The sequence below is a fragment of the Arthrobacter sp. 2762 genome (assembly GCF_040548745.1).
In the GTDB taxonomy this organism is placed as follows: Bacteria; Actinomycetota; Actinomycetes; order Actinomycetales; family Micrococcaceae; genus Arthrobacter.
The window spans coordinates 86,078-106,194 of record NZ_JBEPSI010000011.1; the positions used below are offsets into that span (position 1 = coordinate 86,078).

Sequence of the window (20,117 nt, forward strand, 5' to 3'; positions counted from 1 at the left end):
CGCTTGCGTCCGTTATGCAGTCCGTGTCCGGTCAACGATCCGGAGCACCCGACGCCGGTCACGCAGGTCCACCTTGATGTGCAGGGATGCCTTCCGGGCCAGCACGACGGCGACAACAGCAGCCGCCGCTGCCGGCACACCGCCAGCCACAAGGATGGCCAAATGCGGCCCCAGATGCTCGGCGAGCCAACCCATGACGGGGCCGCCAATTGCCTGGCCGCCGATGAGCACCACTAAGTACAGGCTCATCACCCGGCCTCGAATGCTCATGTTGGAACTGGTCTGCACCATCTGGTTTGCCGCTGTGAGGAACATGAGGCACCAGAATCCAGCCAGGACCATCGAGACGCTGAACCAGACCATGGATGGCATCACGGACGATAGGCAGAGCATCAAGCCATACAGTCCGGCCGAGAGCACAACCGACCGCAACCGGAGCTGACGACGCCGGGTGGACGTCACAGCGCCCGTCAGTGCACCGAGCGCAACCATCGCGTTCAGCAGGCCGTAGCCTCCGGCCCCGGCGTCGTACACGTGGTCCGCAAAGGCGGCCAGCAGCACAGGGAGGCTCATGGCGAAAACGGCCACGAACCCGGCCATCAACCATGGCCAGTAGATGGTGGGTTTGCTGAGCGCGTACTGGAGTCCTTCGCGCAGCATGCCCTTCTTGCGCGGCGTCGGCCGGCTAAGGTGCAGCTGGTCTTTGCGGAGGATCAGGAGCATGGCCACGGTGGAGCAGCATGCCACGGCATTGGCCGCGAATGCCCAACCCGCGCCCACAGCAGTGAGCAGCCATCCCGCGAGTGCCGGACCGATCAGGCCACCCAGCTGGAAGGTTGTTGAGTTGACGCTGATGGCGTTGCGCAGGTACTTGGGACCTACGAGTTCGTTAACGAATACCTGCCGCGCCGGCTGGTCCAGGACGGTCACAAAGCCCAGGACCAGGGCGATTGCGTAGACGTGCCAGACTTCCACGCGATGGCTGAGCGAGAGCGCCGCCAATGTCGCAGCCAGCACTGCTGCCGCGGACTGGCAGATGACGAGGATCTTTCGCTTGGCGAAGCGGTCGGCCATCATGCCGCCCCACGGGCCAAGAAACAACGAAGGCATGAACTGCAGCGCCACGGTAATTCCGACGGCGGTGACGGAGCCTGAGAGCTGGAGCACCATCCAGTCCTGGGCGATGCGTTGCATCCAGATCGCAATCACGGCAATGAAGTGGCCGATTGCGAAGATCCTGAAGTTGGGTACCTTCAGGGAGATAAAGGTGTGCCGCCAAGGCAGCTTTTCGCTTACGACGGCGAGTGGCTGGGTGACGGTGTCCGGCGTCTGCGGCGCGGACAGGGAATCGATGACGGGCTGGCTGACATTTGCCGCTGAAGGCGGTGGGGGTGCCAAAGGTAGTCCTCGGATCGAGAGTTTCGGTGGGATGCCTTTAACGCTATGGTTGCCACCAGCAATTATGGAAGCGTATTGCGCCTATAACTAGCATTGCGGATCGCAATGAGGCTTCCGCACTTCCGCAGCAATTCGACCCAGTGCTTGAGGAGTTCCGTGTTTGAACCTGTCCAGCTCCGCTCCTTCCTTGCCGTCGCTGAAACGCTGAGTTTCACCAAGGCGGCCGAGCGATTGGGGCTTGCCCAGCCAACAGTGAGCCAGCACGTCCGCAAACTCGAAGCCGCCGCCAAGCGGGTCCTCGTGGCCCGCGATACGCGGGAGGTCCGGCTGACGGACAACGGTGACGCCATGGCTGGCTTTGCCCGCAGCATCCTTGCAGCCCACGACTCCGCAGCACGCTACTTTTCCGGTTCAGCCATGCGGGGCCGCCTCCGGTTTGGCACTGCCGACGACCTCGCCATCACAGGCCTCCCGCGGATCCTGCGCGAATTCCGCCAACTGTATCCGCAGATCAACCTGGAACTGACCGTTAGCCAAAGCGACCAACTCTATAAACGCCTCAACGCCGGCCAGCTGGATCTCGTGTTCGTGAAGTGGGTGGCTGGCGCCAAGGAAGGCACCGTGGTCCGGCATGACAACTTCGCGTGGGTCGGCGTTGAGCAAACCGTCCTGGAACCCGGCGCGCCCGTGCCGCTGATTGCCTACCCCGCGCCAAGCCTGAGCCGAAAGTTGGCCATCGATGCTTTGGAAGCCGCCGGCCGCACATGGCGCATCACGTGCAGCACCAAGCAGATCAGCGGCGTGCTGGCCGCAGTCCGGGCGGGCATTGGCGTTGCCGTGATGCCCGCGTCCCTGGTTCCCGAAGACCTCAAGGTGATCACCCAGCGGTTCGACCTCCCGCCCGTGGGAGACGTCGACTTCACCCTGATCCGGAATCCGCTGGCCAACGCTGAAGTCATCGATGCGCTGACCCAGGCGATCATGGGCAGGGCGCTGAGTAAGTCGAACTAACGCGCAACATTCAATGAATTTCCTGGATCTCTTCGCGTCACGCTTATTTGGGTAAGCGCATTCCGGCTATCCTGAACCAATGATCGACCTCACGACGTTGGCGGACCTCACGCCCGGCATTTGTTCCGTCACCCTACGGGACTCGGGGATTGACGACGTCGTCCGGATTTCCGCCGACGCAGGCTTGGCAGGCATCGAGTGGGGCACTGATGTCCACGTCAGTGACGCCGCATCTGCTTCCCACGCCAAGGAAGCTACGGAAGCGGCTGGCCTCACGGTTCTTTCGCTTGGCTCTTACTACCGCGCTGGCGACTTCGGCGATTTCGGCCCAACTTTGGAGCTGGCCGCGACCTTGGGCGCACCTCGAATACGCATCTGGGCTGGGGAGTTTGGTTCGGCAGACGCCCAAGACAATCATTGGGACGCTGTCGTAAAGGACACGCAACGGGTGGCAGACCTGGCGGCCGAGCGAGGAATAGCCATCGCCTTCGAATATCACGGCAACACCCTCACCGACTCCCCCGAAACAACACTTGAGCTCCTGCACCGCGTAAACCACGCCAACGTCGGCACTTACTGGCAACCCGCCGTCGGGCTTTCCGACCAACAGGCGCTTGACTCGCTCCACCGGGTATTGCCTCACGTCGTCGGCGTCCACTGCTTTTCCTGGGGACCCAAAGCCGAACGGTTCCCGCTCCGGAACAGGAAGCTGTTGTGGCAGACAGTGTCGGACGCCCTGCGGGGAAACGGCAAGGACATGGACATCATGCTGGAGTTTGTCGAGGACGACCTCCCGGACAACGTGCTCAACGACGCAGCATTCCTGCACACCATCACGCTCGGGGAAGACTAGCACCACCTCGATTCAAAGGTCTGAGGCCCGGACCCACTTGCGCCGATTACATATTCCCAGCGGTTTCGCTACAAATGTGTAATCGCTGGCCAAAGAGCGCTGCGAACAAGCACCGGCCCGTCAGCATTTTCTCTTCGCCGGCCTACGAATGCCTTAACGTATTCAGTGGACCATCACCGCGGGCAGGGCTCCAGTTTGGGCCAACTGGAGCAATTAGCCTGCTTGGCTCTCCACCGGCAATTCCGTGCTGCGGCGGAGCTTGACGGAGCCAACCACAGAGCCGCCCTCCGGGTCGCCGGCCGCAAGCCTTCCAATGTCCTCCAGCGGCAGATACACCGTGGAGAGGGCGGGCCTGAAGTCCCGCAGGGTTTCGATGTCGTCAAAACCAGCGATGTTTGCGTCACGGGGAATCCACACGCCCTCTGACCTCAGTGCGGCGGTGAGGCCGATGGCCATGACGTCGTTCACCGCGAAGATGCAGAGTCGTTCGTCGGAGGCCTTGATTCGTTCGGCCAGCGCCAGCCCGGCGTCGTATCCTCCCGCACGGTTGAAGCCGGTACGGATAACCTCGGCGCGGGGCCGGCCGGCGTCGGCAAGTCCGCGCTGGAAGCCCCGGATGCGGTCGTCGGACGTAAAGAGTCCCTCGGGGCCGCCAACAATGACGAAGGCTCCCTCATGCGAGGCGGCCAGTTCATCAGCAAGCTTCGCCGCGAGGTCTTCGTTGGGCACCTCAACTACGTGGTAGCCCTCGTCGGTAGTGGAGCCCACGATCGGGTGACCTACTACGCCAACATGACCGCCATTACGGCAGTAGCGATCCAACTCGGCAGCGAGCTCCACGTTGCTTTGCTCGTGCTCGGGTGCAGCTGAACGTGAACCGGCAATGACGATTGAATCCGCGCGACGAGCGGCGAAGGCTGCCACAGCTTCCCGCTCATCCGATGGAGCGCCGGAAGTGCTGGCCAATAGCACCATACGGTTCTGTTGGCGCGCTGCTTCCTGGACGCCGCGGGCAATGGCGGAGAAGTAGGGGTCGGCGATGTCGTGGACGATCAGGCCGATCAGTCCTGAGCTGGACTTTGCGAGCGCCTGGGCCTGGGCATTGGGGACGTAGCCGAGCTTTTCCGCGGCCTCACGGACGCGCTCCGCAATATCCTCTGCGGGTTTACGGGTGGAACCGTTGAGGACGCGGGACGCCGTAGCCAGGGAGACCCCGGCCAAACGGGCAACTTCACTCAGTGTGCTGGCGGCCACGAGGCCCTCCTTTTCTGCAAGCCTTCGAGACTGGCGCTAAAGAAATTATGGCAGTCTTCACGCATTTTCGGGAAAGCGCTTGCCAACAGGGCGCGACATGGTGCATGATCGAAGCAATGGGAATGCGCTTTCCCACACACTCTCGAATTGCAAACACCGGCAACGCACAGCGGCCGGCACACAAGGACCTGGAGAAAACATGGGCTACGAAACAAAGACGATCCGCATCGCCATGAACGGCATCACCGGCCGTATGGGTTACCGCCAGCACTTGCTGCGATCCATCCTCCCCATCCGCGACGCCGGCGGCTTCACCCTGGAAGACGGCACCAAGGTTCAGGTGGAACCCATCCTGGTTGGCCGCAACGAAGCCAAGATCCGCGAGCTCGCCGAACTCCACAAGGTTTCCGAATGGTCCACCGACCTGGACGCAGTCATCGCCGACCCCACCGTGGACATCGTGTTTGACGCTTCCATGACCAGCCTCCGCGCCGCCACCCTGAAGAAGGCCATGCGCGCCGGCAAGCACATCTTCACCGAGAAGCCCACGGCCGAGACCCTGGAAGAAGCAATCGAGCTCGCACAGATCGGAAAGGAATCCGGCGTCACCGCCGGCGTCGTGCACGACAAGCTGTACCTCCCCGGCCTGGTGAAGCTCCGCCGCCTGGTGGACGAAGGCTTCTTCGGCCGCATCCTCTCCATCCGTGGCGAATTCGGCTACTGGGTCTTCGAAGGCGACGTCCAGGCTGCACAGCGTCCGTCCTGGAACTACCGCAAGGAAGACGGCGGCGGAATGACCACGGACATGTTCTGCCACTGGAACTACGTGCTCGAAGGCATTATCGGCAAGGTCAAGAGCGTCAACGCCAAGACCGCCACCCACATCCCCGCGCGCTGGGACGAGGCCGGCAAGGAATACAAGGCCACCGCTGACGACGCTTCCTACGGCATCTTCGAACTCGAAACCCCGGGCGGCGACGAGGTCATCGGACAGATCAACTCCTCCTGGGCCGTCCGCGTCTACCGCGACGAACTGGTCGAGTTCCAGATCGACGGTACGCACGGTTCCGCCGTCGCCGGTTTGAACAAGTGCGTCGCGCAGCAGCGCGCCCACACCCCCAAGCCCGTCTGGAACCCTGACCTCCCCGTGACCGAATCCTTCCGCAGCCAGTGGCAGGAAGTTCCGGCCAACGCTGAACTCGACAACGGCTTCAAGCTGCAGTGGGAAGAATTCCTGCGCGACGTGGTGGCTGGCCGCGAGCACCGCTTCGGCCTGCTCTCCGCAGCACGCGGCGTACAGCTTGCCGAGCTCGGCCTGCAGTCCTCGGCTGAGCGACGCACCATCGACATCCCGGAGATCACCCTCTAATGACGTCACTCATTCTTCCCACCAACGACGGCGGCACCCGCGAGTACCGCCTTCAGCCCGCCACTGCCTGGGTCAGGCCGAGCGCTCCCCTGACCGCCCGGCGCGCTTACGCCGCCGCGCACGTCATCCCGGAGGTCGCGGCTGACAACACCCCGGGCGCCCCTGCGCAGCTTGACTGGGATGCCACGCTGGCATACAGGCATGAGCTCTGGTCCTACGGACTTGGGGTCGCTGACGCCATGGATACCGCGCAGCGCGGCATGGGCCTGGACTGGGCAGCTACCCAGCAGCTCATCAAGCGCACCGGCGCCGAGGCCGCTTCCGTAGTTTCCGCAGGCAGCGCCGCGACAGCAGGCAAGTCCGTCCGGGACCTGGTCTCCTGCGGCGCAGGCACTGACCAGTTGGACATCGCCGCCCTTCCTGAGGGCGCTGCCGGCATCCAGGCCGTCATCGATGCCTACCGCGAGCAGATCGCCGTGGTCAGCGAAGCCGGCCCCAAGGTCATCCTCATGGCGTCCCGCGCCTTGGCGAAGGTGGCCAGCGGAGCCGACGACTACCTGCACGTCTACTCGACGCTCCTGCAGGAAGTGGACCAACCCGTCATCCTGCACTGGCTCGGCACCATGTTCGATCCCGCGCTGGCCGGCTACTGGGGCTCGGACGATGTTTCCGTGGCCACGGAAACGTTCCTCAGCCTCATCCGCGAGCACGCGGACAAGGTGGATGGCGTGAAGGTTTCGCTGCTGGACGCTTCCCATGAAGTCGCCCTCCGTGCCAACCTTCCGGAAGGCGTCCGCCTCTACACAGGCGACGACTTCAACTATCCGGAACTTATCGACGGCGACGACACCCACCACTCGGACGCACTGCTGGGGATCTTTGCCGCCATTTACCCTGCCGCTTCGGTTGCCTTGCAGAAGTACGACTCCGGCCAAGGTGCAGAAGGGCGCGCCATCCTGGACTCCACCCGTGAGCTCGGAAAGCACATCTTCAGCGCATCGACGTTCTACTACAAGACCGGTATCGCATTCATGTCCTGGCTCAACGGCAAACAGCCCGGATTCCAGATGGTCGGAGGACTGCACTCGGGCCGATCCGTCCTGCACCTGGCCAAGACCTTCGAACTTGCCGATCAGGCCGGCTTGCTGAAGGACCCGTCGCTGGCAGCATTCCGGATGTCCGATTACCTGAGGATTAACGGAGTGGGAGCATGAGCGACTTTTCCAGACTCTCGCTGAACAGCGCGACGACCAAAAAGTGGACCCTTGCCGAAGCCGTTGACGGTTGTGCCCGCGCGGGCATACCGGCAATCGGCCCGTGGCGTGATCGCGTAGCGGAAGCCGGACTGGACAAGGCGGCCAAGCTCATCAAGGACGCCGGCCTCCGTGTTTCGTCCCTGTGCCGCGGAGGCTTCCTCACGGCGGCTGATGCTGAAGGTCAGGCTGCGGCCCTGGCCGACAACTTCGAAGCCGTCCGTGAAGCCGTTGCCTTGGATACCCAGGAGCTCTTCCTGGTGGTCGGAGGGCTCGCTCCCGGCGAGAAGGACGTGGTTGCTGCCCGCCAGCGCGTTGCCGATCGCCTCGAGGAACTGGTGCCGTTCGCTTCCGAGAACGGTGTGCGCCTGGTGCTGGAACCCCTGCACCCGATGTACGCAGCAGACCGCGCCCTCATCTCCACCCTGGGCCAGGCCTTGGACCTTGCAGCGCCCTACGACGCGAAGGCAGTTGGCGTCGCCGTCGACACGTTTCACGTCTGGTGGGATCCGGAACTGAAGGCCCAGATCGAACGTGCCGGCCGCCATAACCGCATTGCCTCCTACCAGGTATGTGATTTCAACCTGCCGATCGCTTCAGACGCGCTGTTGTCCCGCGGGATGATGGGCGACGGCGTCATTGACTTCGCGACCATCGGCATCTGGGTGCGGGACGCCGGTTATACGGGCGACATCGAGGTTGAGATCTTCAACCAGGAAATCTGGGACGCCGATGGCGACACCGTCCTGGAAACGATGAAGCAGCGCTACGCGGAGCTCGTCCTCCCGTACGCCTAAGAACGTGGTCCTCCCGCAGGTGCCCTAAGCTCCGCGGGAGGATCGCCCCCAAAGCAAGCGAGCTCCTGCCCGGTCACGGCAGGAGCTCGCTTTTTTCACACTGTTTGTTTCAGCCGCGAGACCTGGAATGCCCATGTTAGATAAGTGGTACATAGCTGAAACATTGCGTCGATGGGAGGAAACAATGGCCACCTACGCTGGTTTCACCTGGACAAAGAGGTCCAAGAAACCACTGAAAGGACACCACCATGATGCTCTTGAAGACACTCAACTTTTTCCTGGACGCCAGCAGCAGCCACAGCGGATCCTCAGGCGCTTCCCCTGAAGAAAACACGCCTGCTGCCACCTTCGCCTCTGAGCGCCTGTCCTCCAGCGCCTGGGAGGGCTGGTGGGATGACGCCGACCAGGGCTTTCCCGCAGGGGCATGATCCGCACGGGATCCTCAGCCCGACTACAGGTTGGCGGGCACGTGGACCTGGGCGCGCGGAACACCGATCAAGGTGAGAGTGCCGCCGTCGTTGGCCTGTAACTCCACCCGGATATTCCGGGTTCCCTGCTCTGGCTGGACGGAGCTGACACGGAAAACCTCACCGTGGATTTCCACCCGGTCTCCGTCGCGAACAGTCTTAAGTTTCCTTCGCGTGGTGCCGGACCCGTTGACGCGCTGGGCTTCACTTCTTGTCTTCGGCATCTGCTCTTCGCTCCCGGGCTTCGTTGGAGCGTGTCTCGTCATCGTAGTTTTCACGGAGCTCCTGCCCGCGCCGGATTACCTCATCTTCCTGCTTCTGCTGCTTATCGCTGCGCTTGGTATCTTTCGGCGGGAGTTGAATGCTCTCCTCGGCTTCAATGCCTCCCTGCAATTGCCGCCCGCGTTCCATTTCGGCGTCAAATTCGGCGCCGAAAAGCAGCGACATATTCAGGATCCACAGCCAGAGCAGCATGATGATGACGCCTGCCAGCGTTCCGTAGGTCTTGTTGTAATTGCTGAAGTTCGCAACGTAGAAGCCAAAGCCCAGCGATGCCAGGGCAAAAATCAACAGGGCAATGAGAGACCCCGGGCTCATCCAACGGAACTTGGGCTGCTTGACGTTGGGGGTGAAGTAGTAGAGCACCGCAATGACAACAACCACCAGCACGATCAGGACAGGCCACTTTGCGATGTTCCACACGGTCAGGATCGTGTCGGACATTCCGATTGCCCTACCGATCGTCTCCGCCACTGGACCGCTCAGGACGAGCATCGCGGCGGCCAGCGCTGCGCCCACAAGCGCGACGACGGTAACGGCGAGCATCGTGCCGCGCAGTTTCACGAAACCGCGGCCTTCATCCACTTCGTACACGCGGTTCATCGCCCTGCTGAAGGCTGTGGTGTAGCCGGAGGCCGACCACAATGCCACCACAATGCCGAAGGCCAGTGCAAAGCCCGCCGCGTTGGAGCGTGTCAGCTCCTCGATGGGCTGCCGCATGGCGTCAACACCGGGTCCTGGAGCGAACTGCTGCACCATGTCCAGCAATGCCGTGGTGGTTTTCCCGGCGTCGCCAAAGATCCCGATGAGGGAAACCAACGCCAAAAGCGCCGGGAAAAGGGAGAGCACTGCATAGTAGGTGAGGCCGGCTGCGGCGTCGGGACATTGATCCTTGTTGAACTCCCGCAGCGTCCTCTTGGCGATGTACATCCATGTGGGCTTCACCAGGTCGTTGAGACTATCCGGCTTGCGGTCGTCGTCAGGGGCGGGAGCGCTGCCCGCCTTCGCCGTGCTGGTGTGTGCTGAATTTTCAGTAGTCATGGGACACCTGTTCGTGGGTTGAGCATGCGCGAACAAACTGACCACTTAATAGTAAGCATGCTGATGATTCGCATGGAAGAACCAGGCACAGAGATCCTGCAAATCCGGGAAACCGCCTCCCGGGGAAAGATGCCCTACGCGGGTTTGCCCAGAAGGAATTCGAAAGGCGATTCAATGACAGCGCGGATCACTTGACCGGCCGCGCCCAGCAGCGTCCCGGAGTGCTCCAAACGGGAAACGGTGAGGCTTTCCGGCTCCAGCAGCCCCGGCGCGTACCTTTCCAAACTCGACAGCACTGACGGTTTCAGCCAATCGGCGAGGACGGCAAAGTGGCCCCCGAGCACCACGGCTTCGATGTCCATCAGACGCGCAGAAGAGGCGAGCGCGATGCCCAGGTACCGTCCGGCGTCCCTAACAGCACGCTTGGCATGCGGCTCATCGGCGGCCAAGGCGGCGAGCAGAAGTTCGGTTCGCCCGCCAAGGGACCCCTCCGGGATGCGGGCAGCTTCAAAAACAGCTTCCTGACCAGCGAATGTTTCCAAGCAGCCAGCCCCTCCACAGGAACATGAAGGCCCTTCGGGATGCACCACGATGTGGCCCAGCTCGCCGGCTGAACCGCCAGGTCCGGTGTAGAGCTCAGAACTGATGATGACCCCACCACCAACGCCGACTTCGCCGGAAACGTAGAGGAAGTCCGCGGGGCCGTCGCCGTACCAAAGCTCACCGAGCGCAGCACTGTTTGCCTCGTTGGACAGCCTGACGCCGAGCGGCGCGCCTTCCAGCAACGCCTGCGGATTCAGTTGCTCGTGCTCCCAGTGAAGGTTTGGAGCGGACAGGACGATGTTGCGCTGCTCATCAACCAGGCCGGGAACCGCAAGTCCGCCACCGAGGATCGTGATGCCGGCAGAGGCGGCTGCGGCTTTCGCCTGGCCGGCCAGTTCAGCCAGTTGCTCCATAACGGCACCCGGCTTGAGCCCCCGGTTGCGGGACTCCACCGTGGAACTGAAGCGCAGGTTGCCACCGAGGTCCACCAAGCCCACGGCCAGGTAGTCGACGTTGATTTCCATTCCGACAACGCCTCGGCGGGAGCTGAGCTCAAGGCCCTGGCCTGGCCGCCCCCGCTCCCCATCGCGATACAGGCCTACCTCGGAGACGAGGCCTGACTCCACGAGATCAGCCACCAAACTCGATACTGCCGCCTTGGTCAGCCCTGTTCCAGCAGCCACTTGCGCGCGGCTGGGCTTGGCATCGGCGTTGCGGGCGATCGAATCCAGGACAAGCGAAAGATTACGACGGCGGACGTCACCTACGCGCCCGGGGGCAGCTTGCTCATTCACTCTCGCAGCCTCCTCACGGGCTTGGAAGATTTTTGCTGGTTTCCATTGACCATGATCCATCATCCCCCATATAGTTCAGATTGAAAACTAATTGGAGTGCTTTTTATCCATGGCCTCCCCGCCGCCTTGCAAAGGAGCAACAATGACCCCGCAGCCAACCCCCCAGGACCGTTTCACGTTTGGCCTTTGGACCGTGGGATGGACAGGCGCCGATCCCTTCGGCGTTGCAACCCGGGCAGCCCTGGACCCGATCGAAGCCGTCCATAAGCTCAGTGAACTCGGCGCTTACGGCATCACTTTCCACGACAACGACCTTGTCCCCTTTGACGCCAGCGCCTCCGAGCGCGACCTCATCCTGAAGAACTTCAAGGGCGCCTTGGCCGAAACGGGCCTCAAGGTTCCGATGGTTACCACCAACTTGTTCAGCCACCCCGTCTTCAAGGACGGCGGATTTACCTCCAACGACCGCTCCGTCCGACGCTTTGCCCTGAGCAAGATCCTGCGCAACATCGACCTCGCCGCTGAACTCGGCGCGGAGACGTTTGTGATGTGGGGCGGCCGCGAAGGCAGCGAGTACGACGGCTCCAAGGATCTCTCCGCAGCTTTGGACCGTATGAAGGAAGGCGTAGACACCGCCGCCGGCTACATCAAGGAGAAGGGCTACGGCCTTCGGATAGCCTTGGAACCCAAGCCCAACGAGCCTCGCGGCGATATCTTCCTGCCGACAGTTGGCCACGGCCTTGCGTTCATCGCCCAGCTGGAACACGGCGACATTGTGGGCCTCAACCCCGAGACCGGCCACGAGCAAATGGCGGGTCTGAACTTCACCCACGGCATTGCCCAAGCCCTCTGGGCCGGCAAGCTTTTCCACATCGACCTCAACGGCCAGCGTGGGATCAAGTACGACCAAGACCTCGTCTTCGGCCATGGCGATCTCACCAGCGCCTTCTTTACTGTGGACCTCCTGGAGAATGGCTTCCCCAACGGCGGGCCCAAGTACGATGGCCCGCGCCACTTCGACTACAAGCCGTCCCGCACCGACGGCTACGACGGCGTCTGGGAATCGGCAAAGTCCAACATGTCCATGTACTTGCTCTTGAAGGAACGCGCCCTCGCTTTCCGCGCCGATCCGGAGGTCCAGGAAGCGTTGACCACCTCGGGCGTGTTCGAACTCGGCGAGCCCACCTTGAACGCCGGGGAAACCACTGCTGACCTTCTGGCTGACGCCAGCGCCTTCGAAACGTTCGACGCCGACAAGGCCGCCGAGCGCTCGTTCGCGTTCGTACGCCTCAACCAGCTGGCCATCGAGCACCTCCTGGGTGCGCGCTAAAGATCAGCCATTCGCAATTCCGTCGCCGGGGCCACACAGGGTTCCTTGCTTTTCCGGACTGCCAGTCCCGGCGACGGTCCGCAAGGAACAGTCCACAAAGGAACAAACGCATGCCTCTCGTAGCCGGGATCGACAGCTCCACCCAGTCCTGCAAAGTGGTCATCAGGGACTTAGACACAGGTGCCCTGGTGCGGCAGGGGCGCGCTTCACACCCTGAGGGCACCGAGGTCCATCCGGATCACTGGTGGGCTGCCCTCCAGGAAGCCATCAGCCAGGCCGGCGGATTGGACGACGTCGATGCTGTCTCCGTGGGGGGCCAGCAGCATGGAATGGTGTGCCTGGACGAATCAGGAAACGTGGTCCGCCCAGCGCTGCTGTGGAATGACACGCGCTCCGCGCTGGACGCCGAAGAGTTGATCCTTGAAGCCGGCGAAGGCGACGCCGCGGCTGGAGCTGCGTATTGGGCAGCCAGCACGGGGACCGTGCCCGTGGCATCCCTCACGGCCACCAAACTTCGGTGGCTGGCTCGAAACGAGCCCGAAAATGCCCGGCGCACCTCTGCGGTTTGCCTTCCCCATGATTGGTTGTCGTGGCGTTTGGCCGGCCATGGGCCAGGTACAGGGCCGTCCTCTTTGGAGCTGCTCCGCACAGATCGGTCCGATGCTTCAGGCACAGGATACTTCTCCTCCAGAACGGGCGAGTACTTTCCGGAAGTCTTGAAAGGCACCCTCGGCCATGTCCCGGTGCTGCCGGCCGTCGTCGGGCCTTTGGAAGCATCCGGCAAGACGCCGGGCGGTGCCTTGATCGGGCCCGGCGCAGGCGATAACGCCGCAGCCGGTCTGGGCGTCAGCGCCGCCGTCGGGGATGTTGTTATTTCGATCGGCACGTCAGGCACCGTTTTCGCTGTATCGGCGGACCCGTCCCAGGACCCAAGTGGCCTGGTGGCAGGGTTCGCCGATGCCACCGGGAACTACCTGCCACTTGCCTGTACGCTCAACGCCACCCGGATCTTTGATGCCACCGCTGCATTGCTCGGGGTGGATTTGCCGGAGCTCGGCAAGCTTGCCCTGTCCGCTGCGGAAGGAGCCGGCGGCTTGACCCTGGTGCCGTACTTTGAAGGCGAACGGACGCCCAATCTTCCGGACGCCACAGGTTCCCTCCATGGGCTCACAGTTTCCAACTACACGCCAGCAAACCTGGCCAGGGCCGCCGTCGAAGGTGTGTTGTGCTCCCTGGCCGATGGCCTTGCTGCCCTGCAATCGCAAGGCGTGGCGGCCCGGCGCATCATCCTTGTGGGCGGTGGCGCCCAGTCCGAGGCTGTGCAGCAGGTTGCCACTGAGGTCTTCGGGGTGCCGCTGTTCGTACCCGCTCCCGGCGAATACGTGGCAGACGGTGCCGCACGGCAGGCAGCCGGCGTCCTCACGGGAAAGCTGCCCGATTGGCCCCTTGAAGGAATCGAGGTTGCTGCGCCAAAGTCCTCGGGAACACCGGGGTTCCTGACGAGGTACCGCCATTACGCGGCCAGGGCAGCCATGGGCTGATCACCGCGCCCGTGCTCTATCGTGACAGGGTGAGCACTGAACAATCCGCACCAAGCAGGCCTCCTGTCATGGAAGACGTCGCCCGTGTTGCAGGCGTTTCCCACCAAACTGTGTCCCGTGTTCTGAACAACCACCCCAACGTGAGCCCCAAGACCCGGGAGCGTGTGGAGCTGGCCATCACTGAACTTGGGTACCGCCGCAACACCGCTGCTCGCAGCCTGGTGACCCGACGCTCCCAGACCATCGGCGTCCTGGGCAGCGAGTTGGCGCAGTACGGCCCGTCCCACACCCTCCTCGGAGTGCAGCAGGCGGCCAGGGAAGCGGGCTACTTTGTCAGTGTCGCCGGCCTGCGGGAAGTCACGCCGGAGACCATCAAGGACGCCATGGCGCACTTCATGGACCAAGGCGTGGACGGCATAGTTGTGACAGTGCCACACCCGGGGACCTTTGACGTCCTGAAGGACATCACCGCTCAGGTGCCGCTGGTGGCAGTGGGCTCTGTCGGCGACGAGCACCTCAGCGGCGCCACCGTGGACCAGCGCGAAGGAGCCCGGCTTGCTGTCCAGCACCTCCTTGAGCTGGGTCACAAGCACATCGGGCATCTTTCCGGACCTGCTGATTGGATTGACGCAGTTGCCCGCACCGAGGGTTGGCGGGACGCCCTGCGTGAGGCCGGCTTGGAACCAGCGGCCCTGATCGAGGGCGATTGGAGCGCTGAGTGCGGCTACCTCGAGGGCCTGAAAATCGCCGCCGACCGTTCCATGACGGCCCTGTTCGTTGCCAACGACCAAATGGCTCTCGGGGTGCTCCGCGCGTTCCATGAAGCGGGCGTGCGGGTCCCTGGCGATATCAGTGTTGTGGGCTTCGACGACCAACCCGAAGCCGCTTACTTCATCCCGCCGCTGACCACCGTGGCCCAGGACTTTGAGGAGCTTGGCCAGCGCTGCATCGGCTTGCTGCTTGATCGTTTGGAGACCGGCACCACGGGTACGCCAGTCACTGTTAAGCCCCGGCTCGTTGTCCGGGCCACCACGGCGCGGCTGGCTGAATAGCCCAAGCAGGTCGCAGATCAGGGCGTTCTGGACGCTCAAAACGGCCTGATCTGCCACCCGGTTGGGCCAGAGTGTCTGAAACAGCCCCACATGACGTCCATCCTCTTGACATCAAAGTTGTGAGCGCTAACAATTGCATCAGACCTTCTTCACTTCTTCCACCCCGACCCCCGGCAATGAGGCCTTGGCCAGCCGGATGGAGACCCCATGAATACCACTGAAAACCTCCCGCTCGACGAGCAGTTTGTCATCGGCGTGGACTACGGCACTTTGTCTGGTCGCGCCGTCGTCGTGCGCGTCTCGGACGGTGCCGAACTCGGCAGCGGCGTGTTCGAATACCCGCACGCCGTTGTGTCCGACCGACTGCCCACAACCGGCCAGCGGCTGCCGGCCGACTGGGCGCTCCAAGTGCCCAACGACTACCGCGACGTCCTGCGCAACGCGGTACCGGCCGCCGTCGCCGATGCCGGAATCAACCCGGAACATGTGGTGGGCATCGCTACAGACTTCACCGCATGCACCATGGTCCCGACGACGGCGGACGGCACTCCGCTGAACGAACTGGAACGCTTCGCGGACCGTCCTCACGCTTACGTCAAGTTGTGGCGTCACCACGCCGCGCAGCCGCAGGCCGACCGCATTAACAAGCTCGCTGAGGAACGCGGAGAGGCATGGCTTCCCCGGTATGGGGGCCTGATCTCTTCAGAGTGGGAGTTCGCCAAGGGCTTGCAGCTGCTTGAGGAAGATCCCGAAGTTTACGTCGCCATGGATCATTGGGTTGAGGCAGCCGACTGGATTGTCTGGCAGTTGTGCGGCAGCTACGTTCGGAATGCCTGCACCGCTGGCTACAAGGGCATCTATCAGGACGGCAAGTACCCGTCGGAGGATTTCCTCGCCGCCCTGAACCCGGACTTCAAGGGCTTCGTTTCTGAAAAGCTGGAGCACACCATCGGCCGCTTGGGCGACGCCGCAGGCTACCTCACGGAGGAGGCTGCCGCCTGGACCGGCTTGCCTGCGGGAATTGCAGTAGCCGTGGGCAATGTGGACGCCCACGTCAGTGCCCCTGCAGCCAACGCCGTTGAGCCGGGGCAACTCGTGGCAATCATGGGCACGTCCACATGCCACGTCATGAACGGTGACGTCCTGCGTGAAGTCCCGGGCATGTGCGGCGTCGTGGACGGCGGCATCGTGGACGGATTGTGGGGCTATGAAGCCGGACAGTCCGGAGTCGGCGACATCTTCGGCTGGTTCACCAAGAACGGCGTTCCCCCTCACTACCACCAAGCCGCCGCCGCCAAAGGCCTGGGCATCCACGAATACCTCACCGAACTCGCAGAGAAGCAGGCGATCGGCGAGCACGGCCTGATTGCCCTGGACTGGCACTCAGGCAACCGCTCAGTGCTGGTGGACCACGAACTCTCCGGCGTCATAGTGGGCCAAACCCTGGCCACAAAGCCAGAAGACACCTACCGCGCGCTGCTGGAGGCCACGGCCTTCGGCACCCGGACCATCGTGGATGCATTCCGTGATTCCGGAGTACCGGTCAAGGAGTTCATCGTGGCTGGCGGGCTCCTGAAGAACAAGTTCCTGATGCAGGTCTATGCAGACATCACGGGCCTCCAGCTGTCCACCATCGGCTCGGAGCAGGGACCCGCCCTCGGCTCGGCAATCCACGCCGCTGTAGCCGCCGGGAAGTACAAGGACATCCGCGAAGCGGCAGCATCCATGGCAGCTGCCCCGGGTGCCGTCTACACGCCGATCCCTGAAAATGTCAGGGCCTACGAGGCACTCTTCCAGGAATACCGCACCCTGCACGACTACTTCGGCCGCGGGACCAACAGCGTCATGCACCGCCTGAAGGCAATTCAGCGCGCTGCCCACACCGCCATCACAGAAGGGGTCAACGCATGAGCACGCTCTTGGAAACCATCGCGAAAGTCCGGCGCGAAGTCTGCGAACTGCACGCCGAGCTGACCCGCTACAGGCTGGTTGTCTGGACTGCGGGCAACGTCTCCGGCCGGATCCCTGGCTACGACCTCATGGTCATCAAGCCCTCCGGTGTCTCCTATGATGAGCTGACGCCCGAGCAAATGGTGGTCACGGACCTCTACGGGACTCCCGTCAGGGGCATCAACATCGGAAGCGGCGGAACCGTTGACTGGGGCAACCCGGACCTCTCGCCGTCCTCTGACACTGCAGCCCATGCCTACGTCTACCGGCACATGCCCGAGGTTGGCGGTGTGGTGCATACGCACTCCACCTATGCCACGGCCTGGGCAGCCCGCGGCGAGGAGATCCCCTGCGTACTGACGATGATGGGCGACGAATTCGGCGGCCCGATCCCGGTAGGCCCGTTCGCGCTGATCGGAGACGATTCGATCGGACAGGGAATCGTGGAGACCCTCAAGAACTCCCACTCCCCCGCCGTGCTCATGCAGAACCACGGACCTTTCACCATCGGCAAGGACGCAAGGTCCGCGGTCAAGGCAGCCGTGATGTGCGAGGAAGTGGCAAAGACGGTGCACGTCTCCCGGCAACTCGGCGAACCCCTCCCCATTGACCAGGCCAAGATCGACTCGCTCTACAACCGCTACCAAAACGTCTACGGCCGCTAAAGCGGACGTCCACCACACTTTCAGGAGCCATCAAAATGCCCAGCGCCAACAACACGTCCCTTGATCAGTACGAGGTCTGGTTCCTCACCGGCAGCCAGCACCTCTACGGCGAAGATGTCCTCAAGCAGGTCGCCTCGCAATCGCAGGAGATTGCCAACGCCCTCAACGGTTCCTCGGACGTGCCGGTCAAACTCGTGTGGAAGCCGGTCCTCACGGATTCCGACGCCATCCGCCGCACCGCGCTGGAAGCAAACTCGAACGACTCCGTGATCGGCGTGACCGCCTGGATGCACACGTTCAGCCCCGCCAAGATGTGGATCCAGGGCCTGGACGCCCTGCGCAAGCCGCTCCTGCACCTGCACACCCAGGCCAACCGTGACCTGCCGTGGGCCGATATCGACTTCGACTTCATGAACCTGAACCAGGCAGCCCACGGCGACCGCGAATTCGGGTATATCCAGTCGCGCCTCGGCGTGCCGCGGAAGACCGTCGTCGGGCATGTCAGCAACCCTGACATTGCCCGCCAGGTGGGCGCTTGGCAGCGCGCTTCGGCCGGTTGGGCCGCTGTACGGATGCTGAAGCTGACCCGTTTCGGTGACAACATGCGCAACGTCGCCGTCACCGAAGGCGACAAGACCGAAGCCGAGCTGCGCTTCGGCGTCTCGGTCAACACCTGGTCCGTGAACGAGCTTGCCGACGCCGTACACGGCGCTGCGGAGTCCGACGTCGACGCCCTGGTTGCCGAGTATGAGCGCCTCTACGAGGTGGTTCCGGAACTGCAAAAAGACGGCGCGCGCCACGAGTCGCTGCGCTACAGCGCGAGGATCGAACTCGGTCTCCGCAGCTTCCTGGAAGCGAACGGCTCGGCCGCGTTCACGACGTCGTTCGAGGACCTCGGCGAACTCCGCCAGCTCCCCGGCATGGCAGTCCAGCGGCTCATGGCTGACGGCTACGGCTTTGGCGCCGAGGGCGACTGGAAGACCGCCATCCTGGTCCGCGCTGCCAAGGTCATGGGCGCGGGGCTGCCCGGTGGCGCCTCGCTCATGGAGGACTACACGTACCACCTTGAGCCCGGCTCGGAGAAGATCCTGGGCGCGCACATGCTGGAAGTTTGCCCGTCCCTGACCGCAAAGAAGCCGCGTGTGGAAATCCACCCGCTGGGCATTGGCGGCAAGGAAGACCCCGTACGCATGGTGTTCGATACTGACGCCGGCCCCGGCATTGTGGTCGCACTGTCCGACATGCGCGATCGATTCCGCTTGGTAGCGAATGTGGTGGACGTCGTCGATCTCGAGCAGCCACTGCCGAACCTCCCGGTGGCCCGCGCACTCTGGGAGCCCAAGCCCAACTTCGCTACGTCAGCCGCAGCCTGGCTCACTGCCGGGGCCGCCCACCACACGGTACTGTCCACGCAGGTGGGCCTGGAGGTGTTCGAGGACTTCGCCGAAATCGCCAAGACTGAACTCCTGACCATCGACGAGGACACCACCATCAAACAGTTCAAGAAGGAACTGAACTGGAACGCCGCCTACTACAAGCTGGCCGGCGGCCTGTGAGCACCGAATTCACGCTGCAGTCCGGCGGCTACCGGGCTGTCATCACAGCCCGGGCCGCGGCGCTGCGTGTCTTGCAGTTCCAGGGCCGCGACCTCGTGGTTCCTTTTGCGGCCGGCGAACCAATCCCGGATTACCGGGGAATCATCGCTGCGCCGTGGCCCAACCGGATTGCCGACGGTGCCTATCGTTTCAATGGCAAGATGCATCACTTGCCCGTCAACGAACCGGACCGGGGCACATCCTTGCACGGCCTCGCCTTCCCGCTGGATTGGGTCTCGAAAGAGTCCGACGCCGATTCACTCACGTTGACCTGCACGGTTGGGCCCACGCCGGGATATCCGTTCGTGCTGGAGCTCTCGGCTCGGTACGTGTTGGACGCCGCCGGGCTGCACTCGTGGGTAACTGCCCGTAACGCTGGTGACGCTCCAGCACCGTACGGCGTGTGCCCGCACCCTTATCTTGTGGCCGGGTCGTCGCCTCTGGATCAGTGGGTCCTCGATTTTGCTGCGGATAGCTTCCTTGAGGTAACCCCTGACAGGCTGCTGCCCGTGGGTGTTGTGGGAGTTGAGGGCCACGCTTTCGATTTCCGGACCCCGCGCGCCATCGGCACCACTGAGATCGACCATGCGTTCACAGGAATAGCGTTCGACGGCGGGGTGGCGCGGCTTTCGCTGCGCGACCCGGCGGGCACCGGCGTCGGGATGTCCTGGGACGAAAGCTGCCCGTGGCTGCAAATCCATACGGCAGACAAGCCGGCACCGCTTCCGAACCGGTTGGGCTTGGCCGTAGAGCCGATGACCTGCCCGCCCGACTCGTTCAACAGCGGTACGGACCTGATCCGGTTGGAACACGGCGCGGAGCACACTGCAGCGTGGAGCATCTACGCCCTCTAGTTGCCCAACCAGGTCGCATTAGTGCGCGTTTTGAGCGTTCAAAACGCGCACTAATGCGACCTACTTGGGTG

At 63.1% G+C, this 20,117-nt stretch carries 18 protein-coding genes; 13 read left to right on the plus strand and 5 right to left on the minus strand.

Annotation, left to right across the window (positions count from 1 at the left end):
* Window positions 1-12: 12 nt before the first annotated feature.
* Window positions 13-1,398, minus strand: coding sequence for an MFS transporter (locus ABIE18_RS19005; protein ID WP_499724142.1), 1,386 nt, complete (start codon window positions 1,396-1,398; stop codon window positions 13-15).
* Window positions 1,399-1,554: 156 nt separating this feature from the next.
* Here ABIE18_RS19005 and ABIE18_RS19010 point away from each other — a divergent pair, with 156 nt between their 5' ends.
* Both ABIE18_RS19010 and ABIE18_RS19015 read left to right on the plus strand, forming a co-directional pair.
* A complete protein-coding gene (locus ABIE18_RS19010; protein WP_223934726.1) occupies window positions 1,555-2,409 on the plus strand; it encodes a LysR substrate-binding domain-containing protein in 855 nt (284 codons plus the stop codon).
* Window positions 2,410-2,488: 79 nt separating this feature from the next.
* Window positions 2,489-3,262: a sugar phosphate isomerase/epimerase family protein gene (locus tag ABIE18_RS19015; protein ID WP_499724143.1), complete on the plus strand. Its 774-nt coding sequence runs from the start codon at window positions 2,489-2,491 to the stop codon at window positions 3,260-3,262.
* 213 nt (window positions 3,263-3,475) lie between these two features.
* Here ABIE18_RS19015 and ABIE18_RS19020 read toward each other — a convergent pair whose 3' ends face one another.
* A complete protein-coding gene (locus ABIE18_RS19020; RefSeq protein ID WP_499724144.1) occupies window positions 3,476-4,516 on the minus strand; it encodes a LacI family DNA-binding transcriptional regulator in 1,041 nt (346 codons plus the stop codon).
* 199 nt (window positions 4,517-4,715) lie between these two features.
* Between ABIE18_RS19020 and ABIE18_RS19025 the strand changes: the two genes are divergently transcribed.
* From ABIE18_RS19025 to ABIE18_RS19040, 4 genes are all read left to right on the plus strand, one after another.
* Window positions 4,716-5,885: a Gfo/Idh/MocA family protein gene (locus tag ABIE18_RS19025; protein ID WP_216927111.1), complete on the plus strand. Its 1,170-nt coding sequence runs from the start codon at window positions 4,716-4,718 to the stop codon at window positions 5,883-5,885.
* On the plus strand, window positions 5,885-7,099 hold the full coding sequence (locus ABIE18_RS19030) for a dihydrodipicolinate synthase family protein (protein ID WP_499724145.1): 1,215 nt from the start codon (window positions 5,885-5,887) through the stop codon (window positions 7,097-7,099). Before ABIE18_RS19025 ends, ABIE18_RS19030 begins: the two co-directional genes overlap by 1 nt.
* Window positions 7,096-7,935 (plus strand): sugar phosphate isomerase/epimerase family protein, encoded by an 840-nt coding sequence (locus ABIE18_RS19035; protein ID WP_499724146.1) that lies wholly within the window; start codon window positions 7,096-7,098, stop codon window positions 7,933-7,935. Before ABIE18_RS19030 ends, ABIE18_RS19035 begins: the two co-directional genes overlap by 4 nt.
* 248 nt (window positions 7,936-8,183) lie before the next feature.
* A complete protein-coding gene (locus tag ABIE18_RS19040; RefSeq protein WP_498698580.1) occupies window positions 8,184-8,363 on the plus strand; it encodes a hypothetical protein in 180 nt (59 codons plus the stop codon).
* Between the two features lie 23 nt (window positions 8,364-8,386).
* Here ABIE18_RS19040 and ABIE18_RS19045 read toward each other — a convergent pair whose 3' ends face one another.
* The 3 genes from ABIE18_RS19045 to ABIE18_RS19055 all read right to left on the minus strand — a co-directional run bounded on the left by ABIE18_RS19045 (window position 8,387) and on the right by ABIE18_RS19055 (window position 11,119).
* Entirely contained in the window at window positions 8,387-8,626 is a 240-nt protein-coding gene (locus ABIE18_RS19045; RefSeq protein WP_499724147.1) for an Hsp15 family protein, read from the minus strand.
* On the minus strand, window positions 8,607-9,722 hold the full coding sequence (locus ABIE18_RS19050) for a YihY/virulence factor BrkB family protein (RefSeq protein WP_499724148.1): 1,116 nt from the start codon (window positions 9,720-9,722) through the stop codon (window positions 8,607-8,609). The genes ABIE18_RS19045 and ABIE18_RS19050 overlap by 20 nt, the downstream gene beginning before the upstream one ends.
* Before the next feature lie 134 nt (window positions 9,723-9,856).
* Window positions 9,857-11,119 carry an ROK family transcriptional regulator gene (locus ABIE18_RS19055; protein ID WP_499724180.1) on the minus strand — a complete coding sequence of 421 codons (1,263 nt, stop codon included), beginning with the start codon at window positions 11,117-11,119 and terminating at the stop codon, window positions 9,857-9,859.
* A gap of 82 nt (window positions 11,120-11,201) precedes the next feature.
* Between ABIE18_RS19055 and xylA the strand changes: the two genes are divergently transcribed.
* The 7 genes from xylA (at window position 11,202) to ABIE18_RS19090 (ending at window position 20,046) form a co-directional block, all read left to right on the plus strand.
* A complete protein-coding gene (xylA, locus tag ABIE18_RS19060) occupies window positions 11,202-12,389 on the plus strand; it encodes a xylose isomerase (protein WP_477514042.1) in 1,188 nt (395 codons plus the stop codon).
* A gap of 110 nt (window positions 12,390-12,499) precedes the next feature.
* The gene (gene xylB, locus ABIE18_RS19065; RefSeq protein ID WP_499724149.1) at window positions 12,500-13,930 is read left to right on the plus strand and encodes a xylulokinase; all 1,431 of its coding nucleotides are present in this window, start codon (window positions 12,500-12,502) and stop codon (window positions 13,928-13,930) included.
* Between the two features lie 68 nt (window positions 13,931-13,998).
* Window positions 13,999-14,982, plus strand: a complete 984-nt coding sequence (locus tag ABIE18_RS19070; RefSeq protein ID WP_499724181.1) for a LacI family DNA-binding transcriptional regulator — start codon at window positions 13,999-14,001, stop codon at window positions 14,980-14,982.
* 207 nt (window positions 14,983-15,189) lie between these two features.
* On the plus strand, window positions 15,190-16,893 hold the full coding sequence (gene araB, locus ABIE18_RS19075; RefSeq protein WP_499724150.1) for a ribulokinase: 1,704 nt from the start codon (window positions 15,190-15,192) through the stop codon (window positions 16,891-16,893).
* A complete protein-coding gene (locus ABIE18_RS19080) occupies window positions 16,890-17,597 on the plus strand; it encodes an L-ribulose-5-phosphate 4-epimerase (RefSeq protein ID WP_499724151.1) in 708 nt (235 codons plus the stop codon). Before araB ends, ABIE18_RS19080 begins: the two co-directional genes overlap by 4 nt.
* A 35-nt stretch (window positions 17,598-17,632) precedes the next feature.
* Window positions 17,633-19,153 carry an L-arabinose isomerase gene (gene araA / locus ABIE18_RS19085; RefSeq protein ID WP_499724152.1) on the plus strand — a complete coding sequence of 507 codons (1,521 nt, stop codon included), beginning with the start codon at window positions 17,633-17,635 and terminating at the stop codon, window positions 19,151-19,153.
* Window positions 19,150-20,046 (plus strand): aldose 1-epimerase family protein, encoded by an 897-nt coding sequence (locus tag ABIE18_RS19090; RefSeq protein ID WP_499724153.1) that lies wholly within the window; start codon window positions 19,150-19,152, stop codon window positions 20,044-20,046. Before araA ends, ABIE18_RS19090 begins: the two co-directional genes overlap by 4 nt.
* The last annotated feature ends 71 nt before the right edge of the window (window positions 20,047-20,117 follow it).

Excerpts from the sequence above, each read along its gene's own strand:
- ABIE18_RS19080 (WP_499724151.1), top strand. The coding sequence starts at position 16,890 with ATGAGCACGCTCTTGGAAACCATCGCGAAAGTCCGGCGCGAAGTCTGC.
- ABIE18_RS19040 (WP_498698580.1), top strand. The coding sequence starts at position 8,184 with ATGATGCTCTTGAAGACACTCAACTTTTTCCTGGACGCCAGCAGCAGC.
- ABIE18_RS19045 (WP_499724147.1), bottom strand. The coding sequence starts at position 8,626 with ATGCCGAAGACAAGAAGTGAAGCCCAGCGCGTCAACGGGTCCGGCACC.
- xylA (WP_477514042.1), top strand. The coding sequence starts at position 11,202 with ATGACCCCGCAGCCAACCCCCCAGGACCGTTTCACGTTTGGCCTTTGG.
- ABIE18_RS19035 (WP_499724146.1), top strand. The coding sequence starts at position 7,096 with ATGAGCGACTTTTCCAGACTCTCGCTGAACAGCGCGACGACCAAAAAG.
- ABIE18_RS19055 (WP_499724180.1), bottom strand. The coding sequence starts at position 11,119 with ATGGATCATGGTCAATGGAAACCAGCAAAAATCTTCCAAGCCCGTGAG.
- xylB (WP_499724149.1), top strand. The coding sequence starts at position 12,500 with ATGCCTCTCGTAGCCGGGATCGACAGCTCCACCCAGTCCTGCAAAGTG.
- ABIE18_RS19025 (WP_216927111.1), top strand. The coding sequence starts at position 4,716 with ATGGGCTACGAAACAAAGACGATCCGCATCGCCATGAACGGCATCACC.
- ABIE18_RS19050 (WP_499724148.1), bottom strand. The coding sequence starts at position 9,722 with ATGACTACTGAAAATTCAGCACACACCAGCACGGCGAAGGCGGGCAGC.
- ABIE18_RS19030 (WP_499724145.1), top strand. The coding sequence starts at position 5,885 with ATGACGTCACTCATTCTTCCCACCAACGACGGCGGCACCCGCGAGTAC.
- ABIE18_RS19070 (WP_499724181.1), top strand. The coding sequence starts at position 13,999 with ATGGAAGACGTCGCCCGTGTTGCAGGCGTTTCCCACCAAACTGTGTCC.
- araB (WP_499724150.1), top strand. The coding sequence starts at position 15,190 with ATGAATACCACTGAAAACCTCCCGCTCGACGAGCAGTTTGTCATCGGC.
- araA (WP_499724152.1), top strand. The coding sequence starts at position 17,633 with ATGCCCAGCGCCAACAACACGTCCCTTGATCAGTACGAGGTCTGGTTC.
- ABIE18_RS19015 (WP_499724143.1), top strand. The coding sequence starts at position 2,489 with ATGATCGACCTCACGACGTTGGCGGACCTCACGCCCGGCATTTGTTCC.